We start from the raw sequence: 12762 nt of genomic DNA, 5'->3' as shown, positions 1-12762 counted from the left end.
CTGTAGAATGCTTTATGCCGAACTCACACAAAGCAACTCATCAAGCTAGACGCGTTTGAACGAGACAATCTAGAAGGAAGTTCCTACGATGAGCTGTACGTAAGTATTAGTATTTTCACTACCTAACTGCGAACCTCCCTGGCTCGCAGCTTTATCTGGCTTATACAACCCCAATACAGGACTGATGAAGACATGATCCGAAACCGCCACCTCAGCATATATATCGAATTCTCTTCCACCGAGGTTAGCTAGGCTGCGATCAATTGGATCAAAGTCGAAGTAAAGCGCTCCTATTGTGAGATTTTCGCGTGGAGTGACCTTCAATCCGACGTGGTGAACACGGGTATTACTATTGAAAGGGCCTGCATAATTAGATGCCACTTCGCCCTGAAACCAAGTGCCATATCCTCGACTATTGCCATAAAACAGCGGGTCAAAAGATTCAGAAAAGCGACTATAACGATATGTGGCTTTGGGCGACCATGGAACAGATGCAAAAGTCCAACTGCCCTCCATATACCAAGCATTTTCTCGACCACTGTCTGTGTCTTGGGTCGCGTACTCGACAGCTAGATTCAAATTCTCGATTCCTAAAGAACCTGCTCCTCGTAGGCTAACGGTTTGCATACCGTCACGCTCTGATTGGAATGGAGTAGCAAAACGTTCATTTACATCCAGGCCTTTAATATATGTGAGGCCTAAAGTCCCCTCATCGGCCACATTCTCTAAAGTAGCGACAGCTAACTTTGTTTCGGCTTGAGCTCGATTATCTGAGCCCAGCCACATCAGGTCACCCCTCCACCCTTTTTCTCCACCAATACGGAGCACGGCAGTTCCATCAAATGCTTTGCGAGGAGCTAAATAATAAGCGCCGCCCCGATCAAAGTTATTACCAAGATCGACATCGCCTAGACTAAGCGCATCACCTTTAATTAAAAAACCATCCCCAACGATTACCTCTTGGCGACCGGCTGAAATTTCAATACCGTTTTCGCCAAGACTAGAAAAAAGGCTTCCAGAGCGCCAGCCAAGATAGGCATCTTCAACTGCAGTCCGCCGCTCGGAGCCTTTTGTAAAGCCCGCTGCATCGCCATCACCCCACGTCCCTGAACTCAGGAGGCTAAAGGCACCGTATAGACTCGATTGGTTTTGAAATTTGCTGCTTCCATTCAGCCCATATTTGATGAAGCCCTCTCGCCAGTTTGAAGAACCTGAATCTTTCGTACCAGTTGTGGCGTAATTTTCGTCACTGTGCATCACAGCGAAGACCGCCTCGACTTTGGAGTTAAGTACATTACCGTCCTGACTATATAATTCATAAGCTCGGGACTCTATGGGCAAGGCTAAAGCGCCTATCGCCAATGCCACCGAAGCACAACCAAATTTTTTACTTTCAGAATTAAACGGCATAATGCGCCCTTCTATTTATTATATTTATCAGGAATTAATTTGGCAGAATTTAGTTACAACGAAAACCGACATTCTCCAGCAAGGTCTAATGATTTCATGTGCACAAAAATCAAACCCAACCACCCCAAAAAAATGCGGCATCAGGCGGACTGATTTTTTAAGCCTTGAGGTGTATTTGGCAATGGTGTTTTGCTGATCGAATGATCTCAACTTAAGATCAAAGCGCGATGATGCAATCGCCCAACCGAGCAACCAAGGTCAATGCATACCTACACTTGATTACGACCAAGCGTCAGTTCAATCACCGACTAAGATCGAACGATCAGCGTTTGCGGATTGCCAGCCCGATTCACTGAGCGAAAAATCAGGCTACCAATAACAATTCAAATCCCGTCTTGATGTAGGGGAGGCCTGTATGAAAAGTGAGCCGTCACAACCAGGGCTTAAGCCCAAATCGTTAGGTGTCTCCGACATCGTCTTTTTCGTAATTGCAGCTGCGGCCCCGCTCGGCGCTACCCTTGGCGCCGGCCCTGTAGTTTTCGCTATGGGAGGTGCAGGTGCCCCGGGTATCTATCTGATCGCATCGCTTGTCCTGCTCCTTTTCGCAATTGGATTCGCAGCGATGAGTCGCCATGTGATCAGCGCTGGTGGTTTCGCGGAACTTGTTACCCACGGATTAGGCCGAGCAGTAGGCAATGCGGCTGGCGGAATCGCGATACTTGCCTATATCGCTATGTTGACCGGCATCTACGGTCAATTCGCTGCCTTCGGGGCAGACCTTGCACAGTCTATGGCGGGACTGCATGTCGACTGGCGCGTGGTAGCTCTTCTCATCATCGGACTGGTAGGGATCTTCGGATATATGGACGTAAAAGTGTCAGCCAAGGTGTTAGGCGTGCTGATGATTTTCGAGATCCTAATCCTCCTTGTCTTTGACATTGCGGTCATCGCCCAAACGGATGCAAAGAATTTCTCATGGAATGGCTTCATGCCCTCTCAGATATTCACACCTGGTCTCGGGGTGGCATTGATGTTCGCGTTTTGTTGCTTTGTTGGGTTTGAGTCCACAACCATTTATGGGGAAGAAGCGAAGAACCCAAGTCGCACCGTTCCCCTTGCTACATACGTAGCCATTGCCATCATTGGTATTTTTTACACGCTTACGACGTGGTGCCTTGGCCTGGCATATGCGAATAGCGATGTTCAGAGTGTCGCCGGCGCTGACATGATCAACTTCGTATTCAGTGCGAATACGCAGTATGTCGGCGCCCTTTCCACAGAAATCATGAAAATCTTGGTAGTCACAAGCGTATTCGCGGTTTTACTTTCTTTCCACAATGCCCTGAGCCGTTATCTTTTCGCACTGGCTCGCAGCAGCTTCCTACCGCGAAAGCTCAGCCAAGTACATCCGAAACACGCTAGCCCACATGTTGCAAGCGTTGTGCTTTCGGTCACGACCGTCATCGCGGTCGGGGTCTTCATGGTCACCAATGCAGACCCGATACAGCATCTCTATCTGTGGATGGTTGGGCTTGGCACCCTCGCAGTCCTGGCCCTACAGACGCTAGGTGCTGCAGCTGTCGTTGGATTTACTTTCAAGACTCAAAAGTGCAGTAAATGGCAGGGTGTAATCGCTCCAACTCTGGGGGGGTGTGGACTGGCATCTGCCGTTATTCTTGCCGTAGCGAATTTCGACGAACTGACCGGTGCTAAGGAAGGTATCGCAACGCTTCTGCCCTGGCTGGTTGTCGTAGCAGCTTTACTAGGGGTTATTAATGGACTCCGAGCCAAACGGGATTTCCCTGTAACACCGGCGATTTCCTGAAGCGACTACCTCCCCAATAGCAACATTGAAAAAATATCAACGGGTGGTGCTCTAGTTGTGGGGCCACCCTAGTAAGGCAATCGACCCAGAATCCAAAGCTACGGTCGTCATCAAATTCGGAGAATAACGTGAACAATAATCATCCTTACAGCGACCTAAATCTGCAGTTGATCGGAGGAGTTTGGCGCGAAGGCCGGACGGGCCGTTCCATGACTGTTAGCGACCCGTTTACCCAGCAAACGCTGCTTGAGATTGCCTTGGCTAACAAGGACGACTTGAATGAAGCCTATGCTAAAGCCACAGCGGCACAACCCGGTTGGGCGGCAAAGGGCCCGTCTACACGAGCGGCAGTGCTTCTACAAGCTGCTCAGATTTTTGATGAGCGCCATGACGAATTGGTTGAATGGATCATCTCTGAATCAGGGAGCACGCGGATAAAAGCTGAGATCGAATGGGCATCAGCTAAAGCTATCACTTTAGAGGCTGCTTCATTTCCAAGCAGGGTTCATGGCCGCATCGTGGAATCCGATGTCCCCAATAAAGAAAGCCGCGTTTATCGACGCCCACTTGGCGTCGTTGGGGTAATCAGTCCTTGGAACTTCCCTTTCCATCTTACCCAGCGATCTCTGGCACCAGCATTGGCTCTCGGCAACGCTGTAGTGGTGAAACCGGCCAGTGACACTCCCGTCACCGGAGGCCTACTGCTTGCGCGCATCTTCGAAGAAGCAGGGCTCCCAGAAGGAGTTCTCAGCGTGGTGGTAGGAGCGGGATCAGAGATCGGCGATGACTTCGTTCTCCATCCTGCACCAAGCTTTATTTCCTTCACAGGATCAACCCCCATTGGGCAAAACATCGCCCGCCAAGCTGGTAGCGGCGACTATTTGAAACATGTGGCGTTGGAGTTAGGCGGCAACAACCCTTTCGTAGTGCTAGCTGATGCGGATCTCAAGCAAGCTGTTCACGCGGCTGTTGTAGGCAAATTCCTGCATCAGGGCCAAATTTGTATGGCTATCAACAGAATCATTGTGGAAGAGCCGATTTACGACTCATTTGTTTCCCTGTTCATTCAGCGCGTTAGTAACCTGGTCATGGGTGATCCTAAGAACCCGGCGACCTCGGTTGGGCCCGTAATCAACCGCAAACAGTTCGCCGGGTTAGCTCACAAGGTCGACCAGGCAAAAGCCGATGGCGCAACCTTAGCGTACGCTGGCGAATCCGCAGGGCTCGTATTTGCACCGCACGTTTTCACTGAAGTGACGTCCGACATGGAGTTAGCCTACGAAGAAATTTTCGGGCCTATCGCCGGGATAATGCGTGCGCGGGATGCCGATCACGCACTGGAGCTGGCGAACGCTACACGTTTTGGACTCTCAGCTGCGGTCTTTTCGGGAGACATCGAACGCGGGGTGCAATTTGCTCGACGGATCCATTCCGGTATGGCTCATGTGAACGACATGCCGGTTGCAGATGCACCTAACGTCCCATTTGGTGGGGAGAAGAACTCAGGCCTAGGCAGATTCAATGGCGACTGGGCAATTGATGAGTTCACAACTACTCAATGGGTATCTGTTCAGCGGGAACCACGCCACTATCCCTTCTGAGTAAGCTCCATCAGTTTACGAACTGATTGGAGGATAGGTGCATACACTCTTGGGGCTCGGAGCAATTACGCCACATCGCTGCGACGAGCCTCAGGAATGCAGGACAGAGAGCTTTCAAGAGTCTCTGCAACACAGCGACGAAGCGATCTAACTGATGGCGACCTGTTACCAGCAAGTGTTGCCAAAGCCAATGAGCTACGTGGAGCGTCAGCCAGAGGTACGTAACGCACGCCTGGGTGGCTGAATAAGCGTGTGGCTGTCAGAGGGAACGTATCAAACGCCCCACCATAGGCTACAGCAGCCAAGCTCTCAGGAATCGATTGGACATAAGCTCCAATCCGGCAGGCTTCATGCCGCTCCGACCCCAAACTCCAGTAAGCAGCCCATTCGGTGGGAGCTCCCTCACCAGCTACCGCGAATGGTTGCTCGATCAAGTCTGAAATAGTAAGGATCGAGGCATGTGCCATTTCATGATTGGCCGGTACGGCAGCGACTCGCGGCTCATCAAACATCACATCGAGCTCAAGACGCGGATCGCAAATCGGTAGCCTAACGAGCGCAGCATCAACTTTACCAGAGATGAGCGCTTGCACCTGATTTGTCATGGACAGCTCAGTAAACACCAACCGGATACCAGGATTGCTCTGCTGAAAGAGTGTAAAAATAAGGTGGGTGAGTTCACCCGCAGCATCACCAAAAAAGCCTAACTTTAGAACACCACGACTGTTTTCAGCTAGGGCACGGCATTCCAGGATCGTATTGTTCATGCTCCCTAGAAGCGTGCGAGCTTGGTCTATGAAAGCCTGACCTGCCTCAGTCAATGAAACACGATGACTGGTACGTTCAAATAATCTGAAGCCCAGCTCGCTCTCAAGCTTAGCGATCTGAGCGCTCAAGCCAGATTGCGCAATGTTCTCGATCTCGGCTGCTTTACCAAAATGGAGGGTCTCAGCAAGCCTTGTTGCTAAGAGAAGCTGTCTTGTGTCCATTGCGGGGTACCTGCTACTCACGAAGCGTGTGGAGAGCTATCCCTAGCAAAATTCATGCAAATCACTGCATTCGCGCAAAGCAGCGAAGTTCTACCCGACCTGCGAAACCCCGCGTCGCTTTGCCAATCGAATAATGCACCCAATCAGGGCCATTCGCTCAAAATTTCTCTTAATTAGGCATCTCGATGAAGCTTGAATCGCCCCTCACAATGCACCCAGCGACGTCTTGCTCATAATCCATTAACTGCGACTTCTTGGCGATTTCAACGAAAGCTCCCTTGCTGGTTCACCGTATGGGCAGCTAGGAAGCAGACCGTAACAAATCGTACTGAGGGGTAACACTTTAAAAAATTGCAATTCCAGCCCTGAGCTATTCCCCCCGCGATGGCGCCATACTTTTCATTCGCCGGCGATATTCCATTTGAGTCTGAACAATGGATCCCAATGGCTGATGGATTTGAACGGCCAACCTCCAGAGATTCAGCTGGTTTTTGCATAGCAAGCAGCGATCACAAAAGCTGATTAAGCGATCTATAAATCTCCGTTGCTCACATACTTATTGTGAAAATACTATGACCTAAGCTTTCGTCAAGTGCACAGATGCAGAAGCCGCATCAATGAGGAGTCCAAGAACGCTCAAGACCTTCAATTCTGGTGTTGATGTCCTAAATAGTAATGTGCATAACCTATTGGCAAAGTCTGAAAAGCATTTAAAACAACCATAATTTTAGTAAATTTGGAAAAAGCCATGAAGCTTAATTACCCGCAATCGCTAAAAAATTTCTCTGAAGCCTTTTCTCTTTCCAAGGAAGAAACCTCGAAAGGAAAGGAATATATTCCAGGAGGTTTTAGCAGGCGCACATTTGGCTATGGCCCGCATGCGATTTTCGTCGAGAAAGGCGAAGCTCAATACCTTCATACCATCGAAGGTAAAAAACTTCTCGACCTCAATAACAATTTTGCTACCAATGTACTGGGCCATAATCACCCAGCGATAATAAATGCGATTCAGGAAACGCTACCCAATGGTTTCTCATTCGGTAATCCTACCAATCACGAACTCGATCTGGCCAAGCTGATTTGTGAGCGCATCGACTCAGTTGAGCAGGTAAAGTTTTTTTGCTCCGCTAGTGAGGCATGTTTGAGTGCCGTTCGTATCGCCAGAGGCTATACAGCCCGTAAAAAGATTGCCAAGTTCGAGGGTGGGTATCACGGTTTTTCCGATGACTTGGCCATTTCCGCCCACCCCAACCCAAATAATTTTCCCGGCCCCGACTCAAATCCAAAAGCACTTCCAGATTCCGACGGGATTCCTGCGTACAAAAGCGACAACGTCATCGTTCTGACCCAAAATGATTTTGAGTCTTGCGAAAAAGTCCTTCGTGGCAACGCGGACGAAATTGCATGTTTGATCATGGAATTACAAACATGCGCGGGCGGAATTGTAGAGCTGGATAAAAACTTCGTACAAAAGCTTAGGGCTCTTACTAAAGAGCTGGGCATTCTGCTCATCGCTGATGAGACGATTACACTCCGTGCGAATTTGAAAGGGCTGCAAAGCGAGTATCAAATCAAGCCGGACTTGACAGTCCTTGGGAAAATGATCGGTGGTGGCCTACCCATCGGGGCAGTTGGCGGCAGCAAAGAGGTCTTCCGCGTTATCGAGGAAAACCAGGTTATGATTTCTGGCACCCACCATGGGCATCCATTGGCCTGTGCTGCTGGCATTGCCTGCCTTAAAGCCATGGATGAGCATGCTTATCGACGACTCAACGAAATGGCAGCGAAGATCAAATCCGAACTGAATGATTGGGCCAAAGAGTCCGAATATCCATTTACCGTTTTCGGCTCCTTTTCGGTATTCGCATATGCATTCACAAAAGAGCTTGGCCAGACTATCAACACACATCGTGACTATTGGCATAAAATCGATGAAAACAGCATGGGTATCTACGCACTCGAAATGGCGACTCGGGGCTACTACCCGGTACACCGGGGCCAAGTGGGTCTCACACTCCCGATGACAGACGAGGACGTCAACGGCTACATTGAAACCACCAAGGACATCATTCGTCTGATTTACGCTTAAAAAAATAACGGCTTGCGTGAACAGTGTAGACACGCAAGCCGTCTTGTTATTAGCATCAAAAGAGACAGTTCTAATTGTATTGTGAGACGAAACGACAACATTATCGGCGTCGCTAGTTGCCACCCTAGCTAGTTACGTAAGAAACTGGTTGGCCAGTGCCTGTTGCTGAATGGCCAACGAATTAATTGCTCTGCTGACTTCTTGGGACTCTCGCGCATGCGTTGAAAGCGATTCAGTAACATCCCGAATGGTGACCACATTTTGGCTAACCTCTCCCGCCTCTATGCTCTGCTCCTCAACCGCAGCCGCGATCTGAAAATTCATGTCGTTAATTATCCCGACAGACTCATTGATCCGATCAAATGCTTCTGAGGCATGGCCTACATATTTTACAGCCACGCCTGCCTGAGCTACTCCCTTTTTCATCGCGCTGACCGTTTCGAGAGTAATTCTCTGCAATTGCTGGATCACGTCGCGAATTTCTTCAATGGAATGACTGGTATTGCTCGCGAGGTTGCGAACCTCCTCAGCCACGACCGCGAAGCCCCGGCCCGCCTCTCCCGCCCTTGCAGCCTCAATAGCCGCATTCAAAGCGAGAAGGTTAGTCTGCTCAGCTACTGCCTGGATCACCTCAAGTACGCTGCCGATACGATCGCTACTGCCGGCTAGCCCTTCGATCTTTAACATGGCCGTCGATATTTCCTTCGCCAGCCCCTCAATCGTGTCACATGTCGCCTTGATAATTCGCTGCCCATCCTGCGTTGCGACTCCAGCTTCACCTGTAGCATTGGCTGCCCTGGTTGCGCTATGTGCTACTTCTTGAGCTGAAGAGCTCATTTCATTCGACGCGGTAGCCGCTTGGTCAATCTCCCGGTATTGCTGCTGCATTTCAGCGCTGATTTTATCCGAGATGGTTGCTGATCTATCGGCATTGCTGTGCGCCTCCAATACCAGTCGCTTCAAATCGGACATCATTGGCTGAAGCTTATCGAGGAATGTGTTGAACCACATCACCAGAACGCCTAGTTCATCTTTACGGGAATAGTGCAGTCGTTTTGTAAGATCGCCCCCCCTACCTGCAACATCTTTAAGCGTTTCCGAAACCTGGTGGATCGGAGTAACGATTCTTCGAGCAATCAAGAAAACTATCAATAATCCCAAACTTAGAGCGACAGCCCCATAAAATGTTGACCAAACTGCATCAGAGAAATTGCGCTCATCCAATTTCGCCGTCAAAGCATGGGCTGGCTGCATTACAACGTGAGTAGGAACGTCTAGCACAACGCCCCAATTAGCGGAGTCTGGTATAGGCTGCACCGGGAGAGACACTCGCTGGTTGCCATGCAGCAAAGAGACAGACGTCGAGCCGCCCCTAACGGAGTTCAGTAGCTCCATCGCATCATCAATGCCGGCCTTAACTAAGGGCAATCCCAGTTTTTTTGAATCTGCACTGTGGCCCGCCAAGAGTCCGGTTGGGCTGAATATACTCACTTGCCCCGTTCCTCCGAAAAGCTTCGTGTTACCTTCCTGTACCAACTGTTGCACCGACTCCAAGCTAATATCCATACCAACCACTCCCAGTTCCTTTTGACCATCCAAAAGAGGAAACGAAAGCGTGGTGATCAATGTTTTCCGACCCGACGAGTCGTCAAAATAAGGAGATAACAAACACGGATTAGCGGATGTTTGGGGACAGGTATACCAACGATTGAACTCAGTACCATCAAGTGTCAGGGCCGTATCAGAGATAACAGACTCAGGTGTCGCCTGAACAACAAGGCGTCCGTCCTGCTGCGCCGCATAGAACGAAAATCGACCGACCTCGTTGCTCCCAAGGTCATCCCTTCCCATAAATAACTTGTCATTCCCATCGAGTGAGTTAGGCTCGAAAATGATATAAAGACTGAGCAGTTCAGGATGCGATTTTAGATTATCCGAAACTAAATTTAACAGTTCAATCCTTCCCGTTAGCGACTCCAGACTTCCATCCCTTATCATTTTGCGGACTTGAATCGCGCTGGTCGAAATGTCGAGCCCGCTCTGATACGCGCCCTGGAAATATTTCTGAACAGCTGCGCTTTGAAGCCCAGCTTCGGCTACCAATATTTTGTCGGCTGCGTCCTTTAGAAGACCTTGGGCCTCCGCGCTTACTAAGCGTGTATTAGCGTCAGCTCTATAAATAGCAATCGCAACGAGAGATACGACTATCAAGCCAAGGCACGCCCCCATCATTAGAAGCATGCGAGACTTGATCGAATTTTTGATCAGCATCCGTACAATCCTCTGCGCATTACAAAAAGCAAGCTGTGAAGGGAAGCCAAGGCCGGTTGATGTATCTATCGGCACTCATGTCAAACTTTGAATTTTTGAACGAGGCTATTCAAGTTAACCGCAAGCCGACTTAGTTCATTACTTGCGGTGATTGTTTGATTCGCACCCTCGCTGCTTTGGATGGCTAAAGATCGAATGCTGATCAAACTCCTATCAACGTCCCTAGCGACATTAGCTTGTTGCTCTGACGCCACCGCGATCTGCAAATTACGCTCGTTGATTTGAAGAACGGAGTCAGTGATTTGCTGCAGAGACTGGCCCGCGCCCTCAGCCGTCCGTTTGGTGTTATAAACCTCCTCAGTGCTTTTGCGGATAGACTCGACAGTAATTGATGACCCACTCTGGATGGCTGCTATCATTTTTTCAATTTCCAAAGTGGAAATTTGAGTTCGATGAGCAAGTGCTCTGACTTCATCAGCGACAACAGCGAACCCCCTCCCCTGTTCGCCTGCGCGCGCGGCTTCGATAGCTGCATTCAAGGCCAATAAGTTGGTTTGCTCCGCTATACTTCGGATAACTCCCACAACCTGACTTATATCTTCCGCCTGCCCTGCCAGCTTAACCACCTGAGAAGACGAACTTTCTACGAGATCTGTCAGGGTTTCAACGGCGCTCAAGGTCTCAGAAACACGGAGGTTACCGCGCCTAGCCGACTCACTAGACTCTTGGGCAGCTTGTGAGGTTGAGGTGGCATTACGAGCAACTTCTTCCACCGCTGAAGTCATTTCTGTGACAGCCGTAGCAGCCTGTTCGATTTCGCTATTTTGTTGTTGAAGAAGTCGATCCGCAGCCTCGGTTATAGATGTCATTTCGACGGCGGCTGAACTTAACTGCATGGAGGCTTCCGAAATTTCCAAAACTGTCCCTTGGAGATTTTTTGACATTAAATTGAGTGCGACCATAAGTCTGGACACTTCATCCGATCCTGAAATCTCAAGGCGACGGGTAAGATCTCCTGATGCAATTTCTTCTGCCAGCCTGAGCGAATCTCCTATTGGTCTTACAATGCTACGTGTCAACCCTATAGCTAATACGACCGTGAGCAACAGAGATACAAGAACAACAGCAGCAAGCACTTCAACACTCTTTTCATAAACCTCGCCAGCTTCGACACCCAGGGCTTTAGCTTGCTCTGCATTGGACTGCCTTATTACGTTTAGTTTATCCTGAAAAAAATTGGCATTATCCGCCTGAGTAGTATTGGCGAAAGCTAGCGCGCGCTCATGCTCAGATGAATCAAGCTTAGTTAATTGTTCGAGTCCTGCAATGTAAATCCTCATTGCTTGGTCTGCGGCGTCAAAACGAGCCAAGTCTTGATCGTCGGAAATTAGGTTCTTTCGATAATATTCACTTCGAACCTCCAAAGTTTGCACAGCATGTTGGACTTTAGACTCTGCGGCTAGCTTTCCCGCTACGTTCGTTGAATTCGCGAGCATTCTGATGCTTTCCAGGCGAGCATTTAGCAAAGAGATTTGGATATCATCAATAGTTTGCGTGCTTGGAAGCGCATTCTCTGCCAACTGCTGTCCAGCGGCCCGCAGATGTGATAACTGAATATAGGAAAACCCACCCAGCGCGATTAGAATAGCGGTGATAATCCCAAAACATAGAGTAGCTTTTTTAGAAATACTTAGATTTCTGAAATACATAGTGACTCCGACAGTCGTTTTTCATCGCGAGTGAAGCACTCAGGATGTGGATGACTTCTCATAGAAATATTATTTGGTAATGCGAAGCACAACTTTTTCTAAAGCTGATATCTGCTCAACACGGATAAAGCCTACAAACTGATCACTGCTTATTATCTACGAGACCAATCTCTGCATTGAACAATTCATCATCAAGCCTCTTCAAAGTACGAATACTTTTAATCAACACCCTCTTATACTCACAAAACGCCTCTGAAAGAGGATCATTCGGATCTTCATGGATATCAATTTCGAGACTAATTGTGACGGAGTTTAGATAACTGAGACTTTCGCCAATGTTACGCTTGATTGTGGTCTTCAAAGCCTCTAGAGAAAAGTTAAGTTTTTTTAATTCCCTAGCAAGCATATAAGACGGCAGAGATGTAGCTTTACCGGAGTCACTAACATCAATTTGCGCGGCTTTTTCAACCTCAAGGTTAGCAAGCAAGAAGGTGTGTTCCAGCGCTCTCACTGAGAAAACAATGCCGCCAACATCTTCCACCATTTGCATGGTGAGCTCTTCGCACCTCTTGGTTGCTTCCACATAATTATATAATTTTGACATAATAGTAGACCAGCAATGTTCGTTAGCTGTTATGGAATTATTGTTTTTGTATTCCATTACGATGAGCACACTAAAGCTGAGCCAGAACTGCTTTGCCTAGTTTCCTTCGCTTCCGAGATATACCTACGTTCGATCCAGGACTGCGGATGCCAAAATGAATCGACACTGTCAAAACCATCAGAGATTCCGATGTTTAATCGGTATCGATAAATCGCCGACGTGATGATATTACGCTATCATTTCGTCTAAAATAAATGACAATAG

7 protein-coding genes and 2 pseudogenes are annotated in these 12762 nt (G+C 48.7%); 3 read left to right on the top strand and 6 right to left on the bottom strand.

Annotation, left to right across the window (positions count from 1 at the left end):
* Positions 1-69: 69 nt before the first annotated feature.
* Complete coding sequence (locus AB4N44_RS02290; protein WP_460110442.1) at positions 70-1410, bottom strand: alginate export family protein; 1341 nt, start codon at positions 1408-1410, stop codon at positions 70-72.
* 415 nt (positions 1411-1825) lie between these two features.
* On the opposite strand from AB4N44_RS02290, the gene AB4N44_RS02285 reads away from it, so the two are divergent.
* Together AB4N44_RS02285 and AB4N44_RS02280 are read left to right on the top strand one after the other, a co-directional pair.
* On the top strand, positions 1826-3235 hold the full coding sequence (locus AB4N44_RS02285; RefSeq protein ID WP_460158166.1) for an APC family permease: 1410 nt from the start codon (positions 1826-1828) through the stop codon (positions 3233-3235).
* Between the two features lie 128 nt (positions 3236-3363).
* Positions 3364-4836, top strand: coding sequence for an aldehyde dehydrogenase family protein (locus tag AB4N44_RS02280; protein WP_460110445.1), 1473 nt, complete (start codon positions 3364-3366; stop codon positions 4834-4836).
* Positions 4837-4901: 65 nt separating this feature from the next.
* Here the strand turns inward: AB4N44_RS02280 and AB4N44_RS02275 are convergent, their stop codons facing one another.
* Complete coding sequence (locus AB4N44_RS02275) at positions 4902-5825, bottom strand: LysR family transcriptional regulator (protein ID WP_460110447.1); 924 nt, start codon at positions 5823-5825, stop codon at positions 4902-4904.
* Between the two features lie 748 nt (positions 5826-6573).
* On the opposite strand from AB4N44_RS02275, the gene AB4N44_RS02270 reads away from it, so the two are divergent.
* Positions 6574-7914, top strand: coding sequence for an aspartate aminotransferase family protein (locus AB4N44_RS02270; RefSeq protein ID WP_460110448.1), 1341 nt, complete (start codon positions 6574-6576; stop codon positions 7912-7914).
* 132 nt (positions 7915-8046) lie between these two features.
* Here the strand turns inward: AB4N44_RS02270 and AB4N44_RS02265 are convergent, their stop codons facing one another.
* The 4 genes and pseudogenes from AB4N44_RS02265 to AB4N44_RS02250 form a co-directional block, all read right to left on the bottom strand.
* Positions 8047-10185 carry a methyl-accepting chemotaxis protein gene (locus AB4N44_RS02265; RefSeq protein WP_460158165.1) on the bottom strand — a complete coding sequence of 713 codons (2139 nt, stop codon included), beginning with the start codon at positions 10183-10185 and terminating at the stop codon, positions 8047-8049.
* A gap of 80 nt (positions 10186-10265) precedes the next feature.
* Positions 10266-10865, bottom strand: a pseudogene (locus tag AB4N44_RS02260) (methyl-accepting chemotaxis protein); the annotation flags it as partial.
* Between the two features lie 306 nt (positions 10866-11171).
* Positions 11172-11894 (bottom strand): annotated as a pseudogene (locus AB4N44_RS02255) (MCP four helix bundle domain-containing protein); the annotation flags it as partial.
* Between the two features lie 142 nt (positions 11895-12036).
* The gene (locus AB4N44_RS02250; protein WP_460110451.1) at positions 12037-12444 is read right to left on the bottom strand and encodes a hypothetical protein; all 408 of its coding nucleotides are present in this window, start codon (positions 12442-12444) and stop codon (positions 12037-12039) included.
* Positions 12445-12762 lie beyond the last annotated feature (318 nt).

The organism is Pseudomonas sp. S3_C06, assembly GCF_054667675.1.
This window is presented reverse-complemented; position numbering and strand designations above follow the sequence as displayed.